This window comes from Arthrobacter sp. NPDC093128 (assembly GCF_040683875.1).
GTDB lineage: Bacteria > Actinomycetota > Actinomycetes > Actinomycetales > Micrococcaceae > Arthrobacter.
The window spans coordinates 32,047-51,327 of the sequence record NZ_JBFBEY010000029.1; the positions used below are offsets into that span (position 1 = coordinate 32,047).

Genomic DNA, 19,281 nt, shown 5'->3' on the forward strand with positions numbered 1-19,281 from the left:
TGGATGACGGGTGAGGGGCGGGAGCGTGGAATCAGGCGTTGGTGAGCACAACCTTGCCGCGTATACCACCCTTTTCAAGGGCACCGAGTGCTTTGGCTGCGTCGTTGAAGGGATGAACCTGTCCAACCACGGGACGGATTGCGCCGTTTTCGATCAATGCTGTGATTTCACGGAGCTGGTCTCCGCTGGCCCGCATGAACAGGAAGCTGTACGTCACGCCAAGCTTTTTGGCCTGACGGCGGATTCCACTGCTCAGTGCGGCGACGCCCAGGCGCAGAACTCCATTGAGGCCGGCAGCAGCAGCAAAGTCAGGGTCAGGAGGACCTGCAATGCCAATGACTTTTCCGCCGCGTCGTAGGACGCGGAGGGACTTTTCCAGGTTCTTCCCGCCGAGGCTGTCCAGAACCAGGTCGTAGCCGTGGACTTCCTTTTCGAAATCCTGGGTACGGTAATCGATGACGATGTCTGCTCCGAGTTCCCGCACGAAATCGGCATTTGCACCACTTGCCGTGGTCGCGACCGTGGCGCCGAGGTGCTTCGCGAGCTGGATGGCGATGGAGCCAACGCCGCCGGAACCTGCGTGGACTAGGACCTTCTGGCCCCGTTTGAGGTTGCCTTCGACTACCAGTGCCTGCCAAGCAGTCAGTGCCACCAGCGGCAGTGCGCCTGCCTCTGCCATGATGATGGAAGTAGGCTTCAGGGCCAGGTCGGCCTCAGCCACGGAAATGCGCTCAGCGAAGGTGCCGATCCTGTCCTCGTCCGGACGGCCGTAGACGTCATCTCCGATCTTGAAGCTGCGGACCTTTGGGCCGACGGCAATGACGGTCCCTGCTAGGTCGTTGCCGAGAATGAGGGGCAGCTGGTAGGGCAGGATCTGTTTGAACTCGCCCACGCGGATCTTTTCATCGAGCTGGTTGAGTCCTGCTGCCTTGATCTGGACCAACACGTCTGCTTCTCCCACCGTGGGCTCGGGGGCGTTGATCTCGTGGAGCGCGCCCTTGTACTTAGTAATAGAGAAAGCTCTCATTGCTGTGTTTCCTTGCCTGTGAAGTCGTCGGTGCGGGGCGGTTCATGGTTGGCAGCGGAGGATTCGTAGGTCGCAACCATCAGGGAGTCCTGCGGTCTTCCATTCTCCACATACCCGAGTATGCTCAATTATGAGCACACTCAGTTAAGCGAGTCAAGAGAGGTGAGCCTAGTCATCGACCACCCACCAACAGGTCGCCGCGAGAGGGCCAGGCGGGACAAGCAGGCCAGGATCAAGGACGCTGCGCGGATGCTCTTCGCACAACGCGCCGCGGGATCAGTGACCACCCGGGAGATCGCAGATCGGGCGGGCGTCGCCATAGGCACCCTCTTTTGCTATGTGTCCTCGAAAGCCGAGTTGCTGATCATGGTTCAGAACGAAAAGTTTGCGGCCGCCATCGACGCGGGTCTCACGGCCGCAGCCAACGCCGCGGGACAGGGATTGCTCGACGAGGTTCTGGAACTCATACGGCCCGTGATTGTCTGCGTCCGCGAACACAAAGAAAATGGGCGCTTCTACCTGCACGAGCTGGTCTTCGGCGACCCGAACGAACAGTTCAGGAGCGACGGCCTGGCGTTGGCGGCCCGGCTGGAGGCAGGAATCCAAGCTACGGTGGCCCGCGACGGTGGCATAGGACATGCCGACGCTTTTGACCTGGCCCGCGTCATTTCAGCCATCATCCACGTCAACATCACGGCAAAAGTATATTTAGGCCTCACTGCCGAGGAGGTCCTGGCCGACATCCGCAAGCAGATCGCCGTCGTCCTCCGGCAAGACCGTCGCGACGCTTTCGCAGAGGCCACCCGGAGCCCAACATCGCTCCCGGAGGGAGAACCAATGACAGAGTCGTAATATCGTCCGGCTCGAACGCGGGGAAGCCGTGTCCCTGGTCGTCGCCATGCAGGCCATTAGGGTCCTTGGCCGTGACGTCGCCCTCGTCCCGCGGTTTTCGAAGCTTCAGGTCCGCCCGTGAGCCCCCGCAAAACCCTGGACGTCTTCCTTCGCGGCACGCGGATCGGCGAACTGAAAGGCAGCGGACTTCGCCTGTCCTACCAGTACGACCGGGCAACTGTGGCCGAGTACGGCTCCGGCTCCATCCTGTTGTCACTGTCCTTGCCCGTTAGCCGGAACACGTTCAAATCCTCCCACCCGGGGACGCCCCGGACGTACCGGGCGCCGCCATTCCCATGACCGAGGATGAAGTCACCACGGTAGTCGGGTCGCTCCCCACCTGGGACCTGCCCGATGACTTTCTCATCACCGCATCCCTCGCCGGGGTCCAGTCCAAGGTGCTACTGACCCGGCACGACGGCGGCTTGGCATGGCCGGGCCGTGGAGCTGTATCCACCCACATCATCAAGCCCGAGCCTCTGGAGTCGTCCATCCCGGCCCTCCTCGCCGCCGAGGACTGGGCGCTGAAGACGGCGGCTGCGGCCGGAATCCCCGCAGCCACGGCACGGCTGGAGATGTTCGGCTCACGCCAGGCGATCATCGTGGACCGCTTTGACCGTGCGCCGGCCGGCTGCCGGCTCCACCAGGAGGACTTCACCCAGGCCCTGGCACTGGCCAGCGAAGCGAAATACGAGGGCAGTTCAGCCCCGCCGTCCCGGCTGACACGCCTGGTCAAAGCAGCCGCCCCGCACACGCGCGACGACGACGCCTTCCGCCGGGACCTGCTAAAGGCAGTGACCTTCAACCTGGCGATCGGTAACGGAGACGCAGACCGCGGTGTCGGCACTGGAAGCCATCGCTGCAGCGGCCGCCACGACCCACACCCGTGAGGGGTTGCAATTCCTCCAGGACCTGGTGCCCGCCCGCGTCAGCGATCTGTTGCAAGGCGGCACTGCCCGGCGGGAACTGCGCTAGCCAGCTCTCGAATGTAGCGCTTGCATTTCTCAATTCGGTTGGACCTTCAGCGAATCGCCGTCATGTCGCTAAGGCTGTGTACCCAGCTCTCCAGGTCATGTCGTGATCAGCACCCCACCCATGAGGAGGTGTAGGCCACCAACGACCTACCGGACGAACCACTAAAGGAACGCATGCCCCCAGCTGACAGCTGAAACGACCGAGCCGCTGGCGTCACGGATGGGCGCGGCCACGCAGCGGATCTCGGGCTCGTTGTCCTCCCGCAACGACGTTCTGGTGGAAGACGCCCGGGCTGTAGCCGATCTGTGGACGCGACAGGCGCGTGGTCCTGTTGGATTCGTCCAACAGGACCACGCGCCTTGACCGAGCTAGGCCAGGTCGGCCTTAGTGCGAGTAGCCAGATGCCGCCTCGGTCAGGGTCTTTCCCTTCGTTTCCGGAGCCAGCCACTGGGACAGCGCAGCACCTAGGAGGGCGACTCCGGCGGCGATAAGCATCGTGGGACCGGCTCCGAGGCTCTCCATTGACATCGGGAAGAGGAAGATGCCGATGCCCGCCCCGACCCGGCTGACCGCCGCCGCGAAGCCTGTTCCGATCCCCCGGATCTCGGTCGGGAGAACCTCGCCCGGGTAGACGCCCGTCAACGTGGTGTACATCGCGTTGAAGAACGAGAAGACCAGGAAGAGGATGAGCACGACGGGCGCCGGCGCGCCGGCCCACAGCCCGATGATCGCGAGGACAACGGCGCACAGCCACTGCGGCGGGACGCACAATACGCGGCGGCCGGCCTTGTCGATCAAGAAGAACGTGACCACGACCCCGGCCAAGGCCACGGCGGAGAGCCCGACTCCGCCAGCGAGCCCGCCGGCGAGGCCGTACTGATTCAACACGCTGTCGGCGAAGGTGGCGATCGCGAAGTATGGTGTCACGGCGCAGAACCAGAACGCCGAGATGAATAATGTTGACCGCCAGTGCGCCTTGGAGAACAGCATCCCGAAGCTGCCCTTACGGACGTCCTCGTGTTGGAGATCGTCGAGCGCGTCGGCGGGCATGTACTTTGCGGCGAGGGCGCGGGCCTCGTCCTTGCGGCCCACGCTCCACAGCCAGCGTGGCGACTCCGGGAGGCCGAGCCGGGCGAGGAACAGTGCCACGGCGATGAACGTGCTCGTACCCAGAATGAAGTGCCAACTCAGGCTGGTGTACTCACTGAGCAAATGGCCGATCAGGAACGCGATCATGAAGCCGCCGTACCAGGCGATCTCCATTGCGCCCATGAGCCGCCCCCGCAGATGGGTGGCCGAGAACTCGGCCATCAGGGGCCATCCGACGGCGTACTCGGCGCCGATCGCGACGCCCATCAGCAGCCGCACCACGAGCAGCCATGGCGGTGAGTCGATAAAGAACTGCATGCCCGACGCGATCGCGAACAGAGCGATGTCGAACATGAAAATTGGCTTACGGCCCCATTTGTCGGCGGCCCAGCCACCGAGCGGTGAGCCGATCAGGATGCCGATCAGGGCGGCCGCGGCGATCAGTCCCTGCCAGACCACATCGAGCTGCAGGTCCTCGGTCATCCGCCCCGATACCGGTCCGATAATGCCGAGGATGTAGCCGTCCAGGAACATGCCGCCGATCAGGACGATGACCATTCTGATCATGAAGCGTTTCTTACTGGCAGTCGAGGCGCCCTGCTGGGCGGTTGCATTATCTATGGCTGACATGTTGTCACATCCCCACAGTCGGGGACATGGGCTTCGCCTCGTTTGAGGCACGGAAATGTTGTCGCGTGAGCATATTTTGACCTCCGGTCAGTCGGGGCACTGGGCGTGCAATCGGCGCTGGGGTGTCGTGCAGACCGGCGTCCGCCACGTGCCTCAGGCGCCATTGCCCGCCCAGTACGACTATGAAGTTGTTCTTCAGCGCTAGCTGGACGGCCAGATCACGACGGACCGCGCATGGATCTCGGTAACGTGCGTGCTGGCGCCATTCTCTTGCTACATTGCTCGAGAATTCCTGCTTAGTGAACCGAGTGGTCCAGGGAACTAAGCAGCTCCGAACCGTTCAATAAGCGAACATCATGCTCAAAATATGACAGTCATCACAGTCCGAGTCAAGGCCGGCAAGCAAAATTACGCGTCTCCGGCGCCACCATTGACAGTGACAGAAATTACACATAAATTTGAATGCGACGTTCAGTGAGTGAACGTCAGGTGGTGGAAGAGTGGGTGCCACGTACCGGAGACATCCTCATGACCAGCAACGAAGCGGGAGCGCAAATGGCAGCGGTACGAAGTGCAGCACCGGAGGAAGCACTGGTAGACGGTGAGTTGGCGACTTCCCAAGAGCCCTTGGACCTGACCAACAAGTCCGTCGTCAAGGCCACGCTGCTACTAAAGAAACTGGGCCACCACCGGCACGGCGTCACCGTCACGGAATTGGCGCAGGCGTGTGAAATGACCCGCCCAACCGCCTTTCGCTTGCTCCTGAGCTTGGAGCACACAGGCTTTGTCGAGCGCGTGGACAACCATTACATGCTCGGATGGCAAGTGGCACGTTTAGGAAGGCTGGCCGATCCTTATGCAGGCGCTGTTGCCAAAATACAGCCCGTCCTGGACGAATACGCAGCCAGTCTCAATGAGACGCTCAGCTTCGTCATGGTGCGCGGCGGAGGGGACCACAGGGTGATCGCTGAAGCCCTGGGGTCACGCTACCTCAGCGCATCCCACCAGTATCTCGGTGGGATCTATCCGCTACATGCAAGTGCTACGGGAAAGCTAATTCTCGCTGAGCAGAGCGACGATCAGATCGCAGCCGAACTGCCTGAGACGCTGAACGCGCACACCCCTTACACCATCACCAGCCGGGACACGCTTCTCCGGGAGCTGGGCAAAGTCCGGGAGCAGGGCTACGCAATCCTTGATAGCGAGCTTGAAGAAGGCCTCTTCGCAGTCGGCTGCCCGGTCCGCCACGCCGCGGGCGGGCTCATTGGCGTTGTGACGGTCAACGGGCCCACGCAGCGCCTCAAGTCGTACCGGCTTCCACAAACGATTAACGAAGTACGCCAAGCCGCAGAAGAGATAACCGAGGCCCTGGCGTAGCCGCCGCCGGCCCGACTCCGATAACGGCCGATGGTGGAACAATTACTGACGGACGGCCGCGAGGGGAACCAGTACCGCCATGCGTGCCGCGCAATCCTCGCCCTTACGCCCGAAATCGTCGTCGCCCAACGCGGCGGGCGGATGTTCGTTGGAGTTCATCGTTGTGGGCCCAGGGGCGTCCATGAGGTCGTTGATGCGGTCGACCTGGCGCGGATCGCGGCCGAGGAGGGCAGGGGCGAGTTCGGCGATGCCCGCTCTGGCTCCGAGCGCGTGGGCCGCGATGTAAGTGGATCCGAAGGGTGTGCTCTCGCCCCATCCCTGCGTGCCGTCGTCGCAGGTCAACCTGGAAAAGTTCGATCCTTGAGATCTTCACTGCGCGGCGTCCGTTTTGGTCGAATCGAGCGTTGGGGTGACAGGCGTGACCGGCGGTGGAAGGAGGACCAGCTTTCCGGTGTGTTTCTTGGTGAGGAAGTCCTGCTGCGCCTGTGCAATCTCCGACAAGGGGTACGTCTTGGAGACGATGGGACGGACCTCGTTGCGTTCGATGTACCCAATGAGGTTTTCGAACACTTCGTCGTCCTGGAAAGTGCATCCGAGCAGGCTTAGATCTTTGAGGTACACGGTTCGCAGATCGATTTCGACGACCGGACCACCGATGGCTCCGGCAACCGCGTACCGGCCGCCCTGGCGCAACAGGTCAAGAAGATCCGTGGTTTGGGAACCGCCCACAATGTCAATCACGACGTCGAGGGAGTTGGGTCCCAGCGCGCCGACCAGGTCCGCCCCTCGCTCCAGCGTCAGGTCCGCGCCTTCGGCCAGGACGTCGGCGGCCTTCTCCGGGGAGCAGACGGCGATCACAGTGGCACCGCGGCGTTTCGCGAGCTGGACGGCGGCGAGACCGACTCCTCCGGATGCGCCCGTCACCAGAACCCGCTCCGCCCCGACGCCGGCGCGATGCATCATGTTTTCCGCCGTCGAATATGCGCAGGGAATGGCGGCCAGTTCAGCATCACTCCAGTCAGAGTGGACAGTGTGGGTCTCCCGGTCCGGCGCTACCGCGAACTGGGCGAACCCGCCATCGCATTCCCCTCCCAAAGTCCAACATTCGAAGGGACGGTACCCCACATAGCTGCGCAGCATGTTCCGCACGAGGACCCGCTCCCCGATCCGTTCTTCGGAAACACCCTCACCGACAGCGGCGATTCGTCCGCATACGTCCGCGCCTTGGATCCGGGGAAATGCCATGGCTTTACCCGACCACGCCGCATCGGCAGTCGTGATCGTCGAAAACCCATCCCTGCCGCCGGCATTGGTATCCGAGGCCACGACCTTGGAATACCAGCCAATCCTCGTATTGATATCGGTGTTGTTGATAGCGGCGGCGGTGACTTCGATCAGGACCTCCCGGTGCCCCGGGCGGGGTACGGGAACGTCTGTCCGGTAATCGAGCTTATCCAGACCACCGTGGCCCGTAAGCAGCGCAGCTGCCATAACCTCAGGTAAAGACATTTGACTCCCTTGCGTCCAGGTCCCCATTGACCTGCCTGGTAGTTGAAAGACGGACTCGCGAGGGGACTCGTTCAGACCACTTCGTTCGTAAAATGAACGTCACGATCAAAGCTATGAGTAGGCCGAGCCCCGCGTCAATAGGCGGCTGCTGAACCAGGGCAAGCGCGGAGATGGCCATCCCAGCGCCACCGAGGGCGCCATGGTGACAACCCGGGCTGGCGTCGACAGGGCTGGGGGCGGAGGAAAATTCCCATCACCTGTTGACGGTGTGACCTCTACCACTCTATTCTTTTGTTCAGTAGCTAATCGACGTGTTCATTTACTGAACGTACAGAAAGCACGGAAATGAACCAAATGAGACTCTTCGCCTTCGACTTCACGGGTCCGGCCCACTTGTCCGCGGGCCTGTGGAGGCATCCCGATGATCGCGGCAGCCAGTACAAATCCGTGCAGTACTGGGTCGACTATGCCCGCATGCTTGAACAGGCCTGCTTCGACGGCATCTTCTTCGCCGACAACGTCGGATATCACGACGTCTACCGCGGAAATGTTGACGCTGCCCTTAGGGACGCCGCCCAGATCCCTGCCAACGACCCCGCGTTCGCTATTCCCGCCATGGCGGCGGCCACAACCCATCTTGGTTTCGGAGTTACGTCCACGACCGCATATGACCACCCGTACTCGTTGGCGCGGAAGTTCTCCACGCTGGATCACCTCACTGACGGGCGCATCGGATGGAATGTCGTGACGTCCTACGCCGACAGCGCCGCCAAGAATCTCGGAACCGGCGTCCAACGCGCCCATGACGACAGGTACGAGGTGGCCGAGGAATTCATAGAGGTCGCCCTCAAGCTATGGGAAGGCTCCTGGGAGGAACAGTCGGCAGTGGCCGACGCCCCATCTTCCACGTACATCGACCCGGAGCGGGTCCACCCCATCAGGCACACTGGCAAGCACTTCACCGTGCCGGGCATTTTCCTGTGCGAACCATCACCGCAGCGCACTCCTGTGATCTTCCAGGCGGGCGGTTCCAGCCGCGGCGTCGCGCTGGCGGCAGCCACAGCCGAGGCAGTCTTTATGAACGCCACATCCAAGCCGGGACTGAAGCAGCAGGTCGACAAGCTCCGCAAGCAGGCAGCGGACGCCGGACGGAATCCCGCCCATATCGCCGTATTGCAGATGATCACCGTCATCAGCGGGCCCACGGACGCCGACGCACAGAAAAAGTACGACGAGTACCGCGAACTGGTCTCCTACGAAGGTGCCATGGCGCGTTACAGCGGCTGGAGCGGGCTGGATATGTCCACCTTTGATCCGGACGTTCCCCTCCGCCATGTCAAGACAAACGCCGGCCAGACGATGGTGGACATCTTCTCCAAAATGGATCCGGACAAGGAATGGACACCACGCGATATCGCAGAGTACATCGGCATCGGCGGCACCTCGCCTGTCATCGTGGGAGGACCCGAGACGGTCGCCGATGAACTGACCTCCTGGATGGAGGAGACAGGAATCGATGGCTTCAACGTCGCGCACGCAGTCAAATACCAGGACATCAAGGACTTCACGGACTACGTCGTCCCGGAACTGCAGCGCCGCGGCGCCATGCGCACCGGCTACGAGGGATCCACCCTGCGTGAACACCTTTTCGGCGCCGGCCAGTCACGGCTCGCCGATGATCACCCCGGAGCCGTCTACCGCGACTCCCTGTCGGCCAAAGCCCTCCAAGGAGACCGGTCATGAACGTCACCACATTGGCATCCCCGCCGGCAGTCAACCCCGGTGCCTACAGGCAGGTGTTCGGACTTCTTCCGACAGGAGTCGTGGCAATCACCGGCCGTACCAACGACGGGAAACCCACGGGGCTCGTCGTCGGGACTTTCCAGTCCCTGTCTTTGGAGCCAGCCCTGGTCACCTTCTGCGTCGACAAGTCCTCCAGCACCTGGCCCGCGCTGCGGTCCTTGGGACGATTCACGGCCAACATCCTCTCCACAGAGCAGTTGACCGTCTGCAGGGCGCTCTCACGCAAGGGCGAGGACAAGTTCCAAGGCATCGACTACGAGGAAAGCACCCTGGGCACCCCGCGGATCCTCGACTCCACCGCCTGGATCGACTGCGAAGTGCTCTCCGAAGTGGTCGCCGGTGACCACTACATGATCGTCGGCGCAGTGACGGCCATGGACGCCGGAACAGGTGATGCTCTCGTGTTCCGAGGCGGAAAATTCGGCGAATATACCCAGTGGCCGACTCCCGCGCCCACCGAAACGCCTAAGCCATGAACCGCTGGCACCCCGACAACCAAGTCAGGAGTACCCCATGAACGCCATGCACCTCGAAGCACCGATACACGATCGCAAGGAAGCTATGAATTCTGAAGCCCCCTTCATCAAGGTGGAGCACCTCACCAAGATCTTCTATCCTCCCAAGGCCAGATCCGTGCTTTCGCGCAAGACAGCCCTTCAGAACGGGTTCAGGGCCGTCAACGACGTTTCGTTCGACGTCAAGCGTGGGGAGATTTTCGTCATCATGGGCCTGTCCGGCTCCGGGAAATCGACGATTGTCCGGATGCTGAACCGGCTCATTGACACCACGGAAGGGTCCATCGTTATTGATGGGAACGATGTGGGCGCTCTCGATCCGGCCAAGCTGCGGGCGTTCAGGAACGAAACCATCAACATGGTGTTCCAGCACTTCGGGCTTTTCCCCCATCAGTCCCTGTTGCAGAACGTAGCATTCGGTTTGAAGGTCCGGGGCGTGGACAGGCAAACGCGCGAAGCAAAAGCCACGGAGGCCCTGAACCTTGTCGGACTGGGTGACCGAACACACGCGATGCCCGATCAGTTGAGCGGCGGCATGAGGCAACGCGTCGGCCTGGCGCGGGCGCTGGCAACGGACGCCGAGATCCTGCTAATGGACGAGCCCTTCAGTGCCCTTGACCCTCTCATCCGACAGGACATGCAGCAGCTTCTGATCCAACTGCAACGCAACTTCAAGAAGACCATTGTGTTCGTGACGCACGACCTGGATGAAGCGATGTACCTCGGAGACCAGATCATGGTGATGAAGGAAGGCAAGCAGATCCAGCGCGGGACCGCGCTGGACCTTCTGGAAACCCCGGCCGACCCCTATATCGAAAAGTTTGTAGCCGAAGTGAACCGCAGCAAGGTCCTCCTTGCCGGCATGCTGGCAGAGCCCTTCTCCGGGGCGGACCATGAAGACGGCTGCAGCACCGGAGCGCCGCCCCTCATGAGCACGGACGACGCCGCATCGCGCGTACAGCACGTCACCACCACCACAGTCATTGCCGATCTGCTGCCGGTGTTCGCCGCCGGATGCGACCGGATCCACGTCACTGACCCGCAGGGCCTGGTCATCGGCCAGCTCACCGCGAACAAAGTCTTCGCCGCGCTCTCTCCAAAGGAGTCTGTCCATGAATCTTAATGTCGGAGGGTGGTTTGAATCCCTCATCGATTGGTGCCTCGCAAACCTCGGCTGGTTCTTCGACGGCGTTGCCTGGCTGACCACCCAAATCGTTGGCAGCGTCGAATTTGCACTCATCGTCCTGCACCCGCTGGTGATCATTGCACTGCTGACCGCCACCGCTGCCTTCATGACCCGAAGCGTGGGCATCACCATCTTCTCAGCCGTCGCCTTCCTGCTCATCCTCTCCATGGGACTATGGCTCGAAACGATGGCCAGCCTGGCCATCGTGCTCGTCTCAGTCACTGCCGCCCTCCTGATCGGCGTCCCCCTTGGAATTTGGGCAGCCCTGAGTTCCCCCGTGAGCGCCGTCATGCGCCCGGTCCTGGACCTCATGCAGGCCATGCCCGTTTTCGTGTACCTCATCCCGGCCGTCTTCTTCTTCGGAGTAGGCCAAGTCCCCGGTATCGCAGCGACCATCGTCTTCGCCATACCTCCCGCCGTGCGCCTGACCGAGCTCGGCATCCGCCAGATGGACCACGAACTCCTCGAAGCAGCGCAAGCCTTCGGCGCGAAAAAGAGCCTTATCCTGCGCGACGTTCAGCTTCCCCTGGCCTTCCCATCCATCATGGTGGGCGTCAACCAGGTCATCATGCTAGCGCTATCCATGGTTGTCGTCGCCGGCCTCGTGGGAGCAGGAGGACTGGGCGGCGTCGTTGTCCAAGGCGTCGCCCAGCTCGACACCGCCCGAGGCTTTGAAGGCGGCCTCGCCGTTGTCATCCTGGCCGTATACCTGGACCGCGTCACAGGCGGAGCAAGCTCCCTGCCCGGCGTGCTTCGCAAGAGCAACCGGCTCAGGAAAGAACGCGCCGCCGCCAAAGCCATCACCCCGCGGGTCAATGCCGACGCAGCCCCCGCAGTCCAGTAACCACCAACAACCACCCACCAGGAGACTACCTTTGAAAAGCAAGATTAGAACTGCAATCGCTTGCGCTGCCATCCTTGCCAGCCTTAGCGCCTGTTCCGGAGTAACCCCGGCTGCAAGTGGAGGCGGCGATAACACCGGCGATAATAAGACCGTCAACTTCGCCACTGTCCCCGGATTTGATGACACGGTGGCAGTCACAGGCCTTTGGTCCGTGCTGCTGAAAGAAAAGGGCTATACGGTCAAAACCACCAGCGTGGACCTGGCAGCCGGATTCTCCGGCATCGCCCGGGGAGACCTCGATGGTTACCTCAACGCGTGGCTGCCGTCAACGCATGCGGCCTACATCGACAAGTACAAAAACGACCTCGTGATCCCGGAGAAGCCGTACTTCGCCAATGACGAGCTGGTGTTGGCGGTGCCGGACTTCGTCGAGGAAAACAGCATCAGCGACTTGGCCCAGAACGCCGCGAAATACGACTCCAAAATCATCGGGATCGAGGCCGGCTCGGGAGAGATGAAACTGCTCCCCGATGTTTTGTCCAAGTACTCGGCCCAGGACAAGCTAAAGATCGTTGAAGGCAGCACCCCGGCCGCCCTTGCCGCACTCAAGAGCGGAGTCGACAACAAGAAGCCGGTAGTTGTAGCGCTGTGGCAGCCCCACTGGGCCTTTGCCTCCATGCCGATCAAAGCCCTTGAAGACGACCGCCAGGGCTGGCCGAAGCCCGATGGATCCTACGTCGTACTCTCCAAAAAATTCGCTGAGAAGCACGCAGACGTGCGCGGCTGGATGGAACACTCCAAACTCACAGACGAGCAGTACGCCTCATTGATGCTCGCTGTCAGCGAAGCGAAGGACCCCGCCCAAGGAGCCAGCAAATGGCTGGAAACGCCCGAGAACCGGAAAGCAGCGGACGAATGGCTTAAGTAGAACGCCCGTACTGCAACCCTGGGAACATCCACGTCCCCGACCGCCCAGGCCAGTCTAGCGAGACGCGGGGTTCAGGGCCTGGAGCGCGATCAAATGCAGCCTTCACAGGTTCCGAAAGTCCGTAGCACGCTTCATCAGCGTGCTACGGACTTTTCGTTCGTCCCTTAAAAAGAGTCCCACCAATCTGAACCGCGGAGAACCAAACGGCAAGACCGTGGAACTTCCCGATAAAGCGGATTTTCCTGGAACCGCAGGCTCGGGTCCCGGTGCAGGCAAATACCCTCCGAAAATAGTCCCTCGGCCACCGACGTGTTTCCCGCGGGCACAGTGCCTGTTATCAACGGGCGTATAGGCGTAGCGTCTATCCAACGGAGTAAGGCGGCGACCGAAGGTTCGGCCCAGCGTCGCATCCCGCCGCCCCGCTCTTGAGCCGTTGAAGGAGGCGGGGATGGCTGGATGGAATGCCGACACGGCTGCGGGGCCCGTGGGGTCCGGCACGGTTACTTTGGTGGAGGGTTCATCCTTCTGTATTTCCTCAGCGAATGGAGACATCCACCCGGAACATCCGCATGGGGCTTTCTATGAGGACACCCGCATCCTGTCGCGCTGGAACCTGGAAATTAATGGGCAATCTCTGGAACCGCTGACAGCCTCGACAAAGGAACCCTATCGGGCCCTGTTCATTGGCCGCGTTCCCCGCTCCGATGGGTACGCGGACAGCCCCCTGATCGTGGAGCGCCTGCGGGAAGTCGGTGCCGGCATCCTGGAGGAGATCACCATCCGGAACTACTCCGCGGACGATGCCGAATGCGTGGTCACCCTCGACGTCGAATCGGACTTCGCGGATCTCTTCGAAGTCAAAGAGGCGCGCATCCAGCGGCTCTGGGACGAATCCCGCCAACCTGACGGCGACTCACTGACAATTACAGCCGTCTGGCAGAACGTCCGGAAGGGCGTGGTCGTTACCGCCGGCGGCGCCGACGTGACCTCGGACGCCCTGACCTATCGGGTGGTCGTCGCGCCGCATGGACACTGGAGTGCCCGGCTGACCGTAGTGCCCACCGTCGACGGCACCGGACGGGTGGCGCCGTTTGTTCGTCCGGCTGGCGGTGAGATATCTCCCAGCGACCGCCGCCGCGAGGAATGGGTCGCGAAGATTCCCAAACTGCATATGGGCAACCGTTCCATCGAGCGGACCCTGCGGCGCAGCTACGACGACCTTGGCGCCCTTCGCATCGAAGATCCGGCCCATCCGGAGCGGATTGTAGTGGCCGCCGGCGCCCCGTGGTTCATGACGCTCTTCGGCCGGGATTCACTCTGGGCCTCGGAAATGGCGTTACCGGTGGACCCTTCCCTGGCACTCGGCACCCTGCAGACGCTGGCTGACCGGCAAGGCAGTGTGGTGGATCCCATGAGCGAAGAGGAACCGGGCAAGATCCTGCACGAGGTCAGGCTCGGTGTCTCCAGCGGGCTCTCCCTAGGCGGCAAGTCCGTCTACTACGGAAGTGTAGACGCGACACCGCAGTTCGTGATGACCCTCGCCTCGGTCAGCCGCTGGGGTTTTGCCAAGGACATCATCGCTGCGCTGCTCCCCCACGCCGACCGCGCACTGGACTGGATCCGGAAATACGGCGACAAAGACGGTGACGGATTCGTCGAATATCAGCGCCTCAACGACCAGGGCCTCATCAACCAAGGCTGGAAGGACTCCTGGGACGGCATCAACTTCGCTGACGGCCGGCTCGCCGAGCCCCCGATCGCACTGTGCGAAGCCCAGGCACTGGCGTACAGCGCATTTCTGTCCCGGGCATGGATGGCATACGACGCCGGCGACACGGCTTTGGCAGCCCGGCTCACCGACGAAGCGGCACGGCTGAAGAAGAGGTTCAACGAAGAGTTCTGGATGCCTGACCGCGGCTACTTCGCCATCGCACTCGACGGCAGGAAACGGCAGGTCGACGCGTGCGCGTCCAACATGGGCCAGTGCCTGTGGCACGGCATCGTCGACGAGGACAAGGTACCGCTGGTGGCTGAGCGGCTGATGTCCCCCGAGATGTTCAGCGGCTGGGGCGTACGCACTCTCGCATCCGACATGGGTGCCTACAATCCCGCCAGTTACCACAACGGGTCGGTCTGGCCGCATGACAACGCGATCATCGCCGCCGGTCTGATGCGCTACGGCTTCGTGAACGAGGCCCAGCGGATCGCCACGGCCCTCTTCGAGGCGGCCGATTACACCGACGGCCGGCTCCCGGAACTGTTCTGCGGCTTCAGCCGTGACCGGGTCGCCGAGCCCGTGCCGTACCCGACGGCATGCTCCCCGCAGGCCTGGGCCGCGACCACACCGATCATGCTGGTCACGAGTCTGATGCGGTATGACGCCCATATTTCCCGCGGCGGATTCTGGATGGATCCGGTACTCCCGGAGTCATACGGCGATCTGCACATCACCAACGCGCCCATGGCGGCAGGCCGGATCACCATCGACATCACGGGTTCCGAACCTTCCGTGCAGGGGCTGCCCGAAGGAATAGTTTTTCACCGCGAACACCGGCCATGGCTGACAGAAATGTTGGAGCAAGCCGGGCTGGGTGACGAGGACTAGACCGGCCGCTGACACCCCTCCCCCTGTGCAGGGCACTCCGGGGAGGGGCGTCAGCGGCGGCAGTCAGGGGTGCCGCTTGCTACCTGGCCTTGTTATGCATGACGTGCTTGGTGCGTGAGTAGTCGTCCAAGGCATAGGCCGACAGATCGCGACCGTAGCCTGAGCTTTTGAAACCGCTCCAGGGCATTTCGTTGGCCAGCACCAGGTGGGAGTTGATCCAGACAGTGCCCGCCTCCAGACGTGAGGCCATGGCGTGGCCCAGCTGCGGATTGAGCGTCCAGGCCGAGGCGGCGAGCCCGTAGGGCACTTCGTTGGCCCGGCTGACAGCCTCGTCTTCGGTGGAGAACGTCTCGACGGTGATGACGGGGCCGAAGATCTCTTCAAGCGTGCAGGCGGCGCCCTCCGGAACATCCACGAGAACCGTCGGTGCCACGAAGTAGCCTGTTCCTTCCAGGGCGCCGCCGCCGAGGGCGGCCTTCGCTCCGGCGGCCTGGGCGCGCTCGAGGTGTCCCAGGACGCGCTCGAAATGAGCCTTCGAGATCATCGGGCCCATTTCGATCTCGGCGCCGGCCGTGGGTTCACCGACGATCAGGGTGCTCACCTGCTCGACGAGCAGCTCGGTGAAGCGCTCGGCTACGGACTCGTGGACCAGCACACGGCAACCGGCACCGCACTCCTGTCCGGAGTTCCAGTATCCGGCAGCGCGCAGGGATTCGGCGGCTGCGGCCAGATCGGCGTCGGCAAAGATAACCACCGGGGCCTTGCCTCCCAGTTCCAGGTGGACGCGCTTGACCGTCTCCGCGGCCGCCCGTGCCACGGCCCGTCCGCTGTTGACCGAGCCGGTCAGCGCGATCATATCCACCTTGGGGTGTTCGGCCAGGCGTGCGCCGATTACGGGTCCGAGGCCGGTGACGACGTTAAAGACGCCCGGCGGCAGGAGGTCCGCAGTCAGTTCCGCGAATTTCAGCGTGGTAAGTGGTGTCTGTTCCGAGGGCTTGAGCACGATCGTGTTGCCCGCTGCGAGAATGGGCGCGATTTTCCATGCCGCCATCAGAAGGGGGTAGTTCCAGGGGGTCACCACCCCGACGACTCCCAGCGGTTCGCGCAGAATGACCGACAAGTGGTCCTCGGCGTACTCCCCGGCTGCCAGGGAGGTTGTGGCACGGGCTGCCCCGGCCATGAAGCGGAACGAGTCTATGGACCCGGCGATGTCGTCCTCGGCCACCATCAGGGGCTTGCCGGTGTTCAGTGCTTCGAGCCGGGCTAGCAGGTCGGCGTTCTCGGCCAGACGGTCGGCGATGGCCAGAAGGATCTCCGCGCGTTTCTTCGGCAGGGTACGGCCCCAGGCCTCCTTTGCCTCGAGGGCGGCGAGGACGGCGGCGTCGGCGTCCGCAGCGGTGCCTTGGGCCACGTCGCAGATGGTGGCCTCCGTACTCGGGTCGACTACGGACTGTGTCTCGTTGGTGGTACCCGGCCGGAACTCTCCGGCGATAAAGTGCTGGCCCGGCGGCAGCGCGTCGGTGGGCAGAAGCGAGGACGGTTCAGCGGCACGTCGAACGGTACCGGAGGTGGTTGTTGCTGTAGACGTCATAGTCTGTTTCTCCTCATTGTTACTAGATGGTGAAAGGGTTGCTGCGGTGTGGCCGTCAGCCCGGGCGGACCCGGACCAGTGGCGGCCGGCTTCAGGCGTAGGTTGCCTGCAGCTGGAGTTCGCTTGCAAGCTCCTCGATGCGGGTTAGGAACTCAGGCGCGAGGTCTGCGGTAGGGCGGCGGGGGCTGCCGATAGGGAGGCCGAGTACTTCCAGGGCGGCCTTGACGGCCGGCACGTAGGGCGCGGAGAGAATGGCGTCGATCAGCGGGTAGATGCGGTTCCATTCGGCCCTTGCCGCGGCGAAGTCACCTGCGGCAACGGCCCGGTGGACGTCCACGATCTCCCGTGGCACGAGATTGGCCGTACCGGCCATCACCGCGGTTGCCCCTTCCGTCAGGGCGGCCAGGATCAGGTTGTCCGCTCCGATGATGGTGGTAATGTGCTCGCGGTGGCGGTGGATGAGCTGGGTGGCCTGGCCCATGTCGCCGCTGGAGTCCTTGATGTAGCGGATGTTCTCCACCTCGCGGGCCAGTTTTCCCACTGTTTCGGGGTCGAGGTTGACTCCGGTGGCTGACGGGTAGTTGTAGAGCATGACAGGCAGCTCCACAGCCTCGGCCACGGCACGGAAATACCCGGTGGTCTCGGGAAGTGAGAGCGGCTCGTAGTATGGGGCGATCAGCATAAGGACGTCGGCCCCGCATTCCTGCGCGTGACGGGACAGACGGATTGCTTCGGCGGTGCTGGTCGCCCCCGTCTGCGCCACGACCGGCACGCGCCCGGCCGTCTGGCCCACAACTGTCTCCACGACCAGTCGACGTTCGTCCGTGCTGAGGGCCGCGAACTCACCGGTGGAGCCGCAGGCCACGACGCCGTCCACTCCCCCGTCGATGGAGCGGTCCACGAGGCGGCGCAGTCTTGGCTCGTCAATCAGGCCGTCGGCGGTAAATGGAGTGGCGAGGGCGGTGAGCACACCGCTGAGCTGTGAGGACATGAAGCTTCCTGTCTGCTGGTGGCGGGACGGGCTGCGCAGTGAGTTGAGACTGTGTGTTTCACTTGCGCCGTCACGCCGGGTTTCCTGCGGCTTGGGACTCAGTCCGCCGGTGGCTATCGCTCCCTGAGGAGGCTGCCCGGCGGGCCAAACCCCTTGGGATGGAATGAAGTGACGTTCATTTACTGAACGCTTCGATCAATTATTGCCTAGCGTTCACCGCCGCGCAAGGGTTTTCCCACGAGTCTTCGAGTCCGCGCCAGGTTGATGCGCTCCGGAAATGCCGCCGAAACCCAACGGAAATGCAGGGCGCGCCCGCAAAGCACCCGGAGCCCATCCGCAGGTAGCGGGGCGTCGCCGGACGGGAACGGAACCAACCCCTTGCGCGCACATTGTGACGCGTGGCATACTCATATCAGCGTTCATGCATTGAACGTGACGTTCAAATTAAGTCTCACCCTCGATCGAGTCACACATCATCCAGAGGGACTGCTTCAGAGAGGAAGCCCACATGACCATCGCCCACAGCGTTCTGTCCATCTCCTTCGGCCGCAATGGCAGCAGGACCTCGGCGACCGGGCAGGCGCAGCGTTCAGCGGCGCCCGCCTCATGCGAGGCACCTGGCGGCATGACCTGCTCCCCTTGGGAAGGCCTCTACTTCCCGACCGCGGAATCGGAGAGCAGCGAGGGGGCAACCGTTCCCAATCCGGAACTCGAGCGCTTCCTTGCCAGCCTTATGTTCGGTGAATAGGCAGGTAACGCTCCAGAGCGTTTGACGCGCCACGCGGCAAAGCCGGCAGGAAGGCTTTGACAGTGATCGGCATTACAACTAAAATTGAATACGACGTTCAGTATGTGAAATCCATTCAACAGCTTGAGCTGCTGAAAGTCAGCCCGGCTCACCAGCAATGGGGCAGTGAGGGAGGAAGCCAGTGATCCGTCGGACACCGCGTACTGTGCCCACTACGCGCTTCATCCCTCCGGGATATATCTACGTTCAGGAGAAACAGTGCGACTTAACGGACATTCACTCATCGCCGGAGAGCCGGTCATCGGCCGCAACGGGACCGCTGCGGGCTTCAACCCCGCCAGCAACGAACAGCTGGAACCCGCCTACACCCTGCTCACCGAAGAGCAGCTCAAGGCAGCCACCGCTGCAGCCGCTGAGGCGTACGCGTCTTTCAGCAGCCTGGACCCGGACACACACGCCGCATTCCTCGAGGCCATTGCGGACAACATCGAGGCCATCGGCGACGAGCTGATCATCCGCGCGGGACAGGAGACCGGCCTGCCCGCGGCCCGGCTGCAGGGCGAACGTGCCCG

General features: G+C 62.7%; 19 protein-coding genes and 1 pseudogene. 13 read left to right on the forward strand and 7 right to left on the reverse strand.

Annotation, left to right across the window (positions count from 1 at the left end):
- Nucleotides 1–31 precede the first annotated feature (31 nt).
- A complete protein-coding gene (locus AB0N24_RS24040) occupies nucleotides 32–1,027 on the reverse strand; it encodes an NADP-dependent oxidoreductase (RefSeq protein ID WP_364130057.1) in 996 nt (331 codons plus the stop codon).
- A gap of 162 nt (nucleotides 1,028–1,189) precedes the next feature.
- On the opposite strand from AB0N24_RS24040, the gene AB0N24_RS24045 reads away from it, so the two are divergent.
- From AB0N24_RS24045 to AB0N24_RS24055, 3 genes are all read left to right on the forward strand, one after another.
- The gene (locus AB0N24_RS24045; RefSeq protein WP_364130060.1) at nucleotides 1,190–1,879 is read left to right on the forward strand and encodes a TetR/AcrR family transcriptional regulator; all 690 of its coding nucleotides are present in this window, start codon (nucleotides 1,190–1,192) and stop codon (nucleotides 1,877–1,879) included.
- Nucleotides 1,880–1,996: 117 nt separating this feature from the next.
- On the forward strand, nucleotides 1,997–2,218 hold the full coding sequence (locus AB0N24_RS24050; protein ID WP_364130063.1) for a HipA N-terminal domain-containing protein: 222 nt from the start codon (nucleotides 1,997–1,999) through the stop codon (nucleotides 2,216–2,218).
- Nucleotides 2,215–2,808, forward strand: a complete 594-nt coding sequence (locus tag AB0N24_RS24055; RefSeq protein WP_364130065.1) for a HipA domain-containing protein — start codon at nucleotides 2,215–2,217, stop codon at nucleotides 2,806–2,808. The genes AB0N24_RS24050 and AB0N24_RS24055 overlap by 4 nt, the downstream gene beginning before the upstream one ends.
- Nucleotides 2,809–3,075: 267 nt before the next feature.
- Here AB0N24_RS24055 and AB0N24_RS24060 read toward each other — a convergent pair.
- Nucleotides 3,076–3,153: pseudogene (locus tag AB0N24_RS24060) on the reverse strand (IclR family transcriptional regulator C-terminal domain-containing protein); the annotation flags it as partial.
- Between the two features lie 124 nt (nucleotides 3,154–3,277).
- Nucleotides 3,278–4,612, reverse strand: coding sequence for an MFS transporter (locus tag AB0N24_RS24065; protein WP_364130068.1), 1,335 nt, complete (start codon nucleotides 4,610–4,612; stop codon nucleotides 3,278–3,280).
- 528 nt (nucleotides 4,613–5,140) lie between these two features.
- Between AB0N24_RS24065 and AB0N24_RS24070 the strand changes: the two genes are divergently transcribed.
- Nucleotides 5,141–5,989 carry an IclR family transcriptional regulator gene (locus AB0N24_RS24070; protein ID WP_364130071.1) on the forward strand — a complete coding sequence of 283 codons (849 nt, stop codon included), beginning with the start codon at nucleotides 5,141–5,143 and terminating at the stop codon, nucleotides 5,987–5,989.
- A 42-nt stretch (nucleotides 5,990–6,031) separates the two neighbouring features.
- Here the strand turns inward: AB0N24_RS24070 and AB0N24_RS24075 are convergent, their stop codons facing one another.
- Nucleotides 6,032–6,331, reverse strand: coding sequence for a hypothetical protein (locus AB0N24_RS24075; protein WP_364130075.1), 300 nt, complete (start codon nucleotides 6,329–6,331; stop codon nucleotides 6,032–6,034).
- A gap of 27 nt (nucleotides 6,332–6,358) precedes the next feature.
- Nucleotides 6,359–7,498 (reverse strand): alcohol dehydrogenase family protein, encoded by a 1,140-nt coding sequence (locus AB0N24_RS24080; protein WP_364130078.1) that lies wholly within the window; start codon nucleotides 7,496–7,498, stop codon nucleotides 6,359–6,361.
- Nucleotides 7,499–7,843: 345 nt separating this feature from the next.
- On the opposite strand from AB0N24_RS24080, the gene AB0N24_RS24085 reads away from it, so the two are divergent.
- The 6 genes from AB0N24_RS24085 (at nucleotide 7,844) to AB0N24_RS24110 (ending at nucleotide 15,379) form a co-directional block, all read left to right on the forward strand.
- On the forward strand, nucleotides 7,844–9,241 hold the full coding sequence (locus tag AB0N24_RS24085; protein WP_364130081.1) for an LLM class flavin-dependent oxidoreductase: 1,398 nt from the start codon (nucleotides 7,844–7,846) through the stop codon (nucleotides 9,239–9,241).
- Nucleotides 9,238–9,777: a flavin reductase family protein gene (locus AB0N24_RS24090; protein ID WP_364130084.1), complete on the forward strand. Its 540-nt coding sequence runs from the start codon at nucleotides 9,238–9,240 to the stop codon at nucleotides 9,775–9,777. Before AB0N24_RS24085 ends, AB0N24_RS24090 begins: the two co-directional genes overlap by 4 nt.
- Nucleotides 9,778–9,862: 85 nt before the next feature.
- Nucleotides 9,863–10,939, forward strand: a complete 1,077-nt coding sequence (locus AB0N24_RS24095) for a betaine/proline/choline family ABC transporter ATP-binding protein (protein ID WP_364130087.1) — start codon at nucleotides 9,863–9,865, stop codon at nucleotides 10,937–10,939.
- Entirely contained in the window at nucleotides 10,929–11,846 is a 918-nt protein-coding gene (locus AB0N24_RS24100; protein ID WP_364130090.1) for an ABC transporter permease subunit, read from the forward strand. Before AB0N24_RS24095 ends, AB0N24_RS24100 begins: the two co-directional genes overlap by 11 nt.
- The gene (locus AB0N24_RS24105; protein ID WP_364130093.1) at nucleotides 11,818–12,774 is read left to right on the forward strand and encodes a glycine betaine ABC transporter substrate-binding protein; all 957 of its coding nucleotides are present in this window, start codon (nucleotides 11,818–11,820) and stop codon (nucleotides 12,772–12,774) included. The genes AB0N24_RS24100 and AB0N24_RS24105 overlap by 29 nt, the downstream gene beginning before the upstream one ends.
- A gap of 448 nt (nucleotides 12,775–13,222) precedes the next feature.
- Entirely contained in the window at nucleotides 13,223–15,379 is a 2,157-nt protein-coding gene (locus AB0N24_RS24110; protein WP_364130096.1) for a glycogen debranching N-terminal domain-containing protein, read from the forward strand.
- Between the two features lie 79 nt (nucleotides 15,380–15,458).
- On the opposite strand, the gene AB0N24_RS24115 is transcribed toward AB0N24_RS24110, so the two are convergent.
- Both AB0N24_RS24115 and dapA read right to left on the reverse strand, forming a co-directional pair.
- Nucleotides 15,459–16,970, reverse strand: a complete 1,512-nt coding sequence (locus tag AB0N24_RS24115) for an aldehyde dehydrogenase family protein (protein WP_364130099.1) — start codon at nucleotides 16,968–16,970, stop codon at nucleotides 15,459–15,461.
- Between the two features lie 91 nt (nucleotides 16,971–17,061).
- Nucleotides 17,062–17,961 (reverse strand): 4-hydroxy-tetrahydrodipicolinate synthase, encoded by a 900-nt coding sequence (gene dapA / locus AB0N24_RS24120; RefSeq protein ID WP_364130102.1) that lies wholly within the window; start codon nucleotides 17,959–17,961, stop codon nucleotides 17,062–17,064.
- Nucleotides 17,962–18,469: 508 nt separating this feature from the next.
- Here dapA and AB0N24_RS24125 point away from each other — a divergent pair.
- From AB0N24_RS24125 to AB0N24_RS24135, 3 genes are all read left to right on the forward strand, one after another.
- Nucleotides 18,470–18,709, forward strand: a complete 240-nt coding sequence (locus tag AB0N24_RS24125) for a hypothetical protein (protein WP_364130105.1) — start codon at nucleotides 18,470–18,472, stop codon at nucleotides 18,707–18,709.
- Nucleotides 18,710–18,771: 62 nt separating this feature from the next.
- Entirely contained in the window at nucleotides 18,772–18,894 is a 123-nt protein-coding gene (locus AB0N24_RS24130; RefSeq protein ID WP_364130108.1) for a hypothetical protein, read from the forward strand.
- 73 nt (nucleotides 18,895–18,967) lie between these two features.
- A partial coding sequence (locus tag AB0N24_RS24135; protein ID WP_364130110.1) for an aldehyde dehydrogenase family protein occupies nucleotides 18,968–19,281 on the forward strand: 314 nt, incomplete at its 3' end.

Excerpts from the sequence above, each read along its gene's own strand:
- AB0N24_RS24040 (WP_364130057.1), bottom strand. The coding sequence starts at position 1,027 with ATGAGAGCTTTCTCTATTACTAAGTACAAGGGCGCGCTCCACGAGATC.
- AB0N24_RS24055 (WP_364130065.1), top strand. The coding sequence starts at position 2,215 with ATGACCGAGGATGAAGTCACCACGGTAGTCGGGTCGCTCCCCACCTGG.
- AB0N24_RS24065 (WP_364130068.1), bottom strand. The coding sequence starts at position 4,612 with ATGTCAGCCATAGATAATGCAACCGCCCAGCAGGGCGCCTCGACTGCC.
- AB0N24_RS24070 (WP_364130071.1), top strand. The coding sequence starts at position 5,141 with ATGACCAGCAACGAAGCGGGAGCGCAAATGGCAGCGGTACGAAGTGCA.
- AB0N24_RS24080 (WP_364130078.1), bottom strand. The coding sequence starts at position 7,498 with ATGTCTTTACCTGAGGTTATGGCAGCTGCGCTGCTTACGGGCCACGGT.
- AB0N24_RS24085 (WP_364130081.1), top strand. The coding sequence starts at position 7,844 with ATGAACCAAATGAGACTCTTCGCCTTCGACTTCACGGGTCCGGCCCAC.
- AB0N24_RS24090 (WP_364130084.1), top strand. The coding sequence starts at position 9,238 with ATGAACGTCACCACATTGGCATCCCCGCCGGCAGTCAACCCCGGTGCC.
- AB0N24_RS24095 (WP_364130087.1), top strand. The coding sequence starts at position 9,863 with ATGAATTCTGAAGCCCCCTTCATCAAGGTGGAGCACCTCACCAAGATC.
- AB0N24_RS24100 (WP_364130090.1), top strand. The coding sequence starts at position 10,929 with ATGAATCTTAATGTCGGAGGGTGGTTTGAATCCCTCATCGATTGGTGC.
- AB0N24_RS24105 (WP_364130093.1), top strand. The coding sequence starts at position 11,818 with ATGCCGACGCAGCCCCCGCAGTCCAGTAACCACCAACAACCACCCACC.
- AB0N24_RS24110 (WP_364130096.1), top strand. The coding sequence starts at position 13,223 with ATGGCTGGATGGAATGCCGACACGGCTGCGGGGCCCGTGGGGTCCGGC.
- AB0N24_RS24115 (WP_364130099.1), bottom strand. The coding sequence starts at position 16,970 with ATGACGTCTACAGCAACAACCACCTCCGGTACCGTTCGACGTGCCGCT.
- dapA (WP_364130102.1), bottom strand. The coding sequence starts at position 17,961 with ATGTCCTCACAGCTCAGCGGTGTGCTCACCGCCCTCGCCACTCCATTT.
- AB0N24_RS24125 (WP_364130105.1), top strand. The coding sequence starts at position 18,470 with ATGACCATCGCCCACAGCGTTCTGTCCATCTCCTTCGGCCGCAATGGC.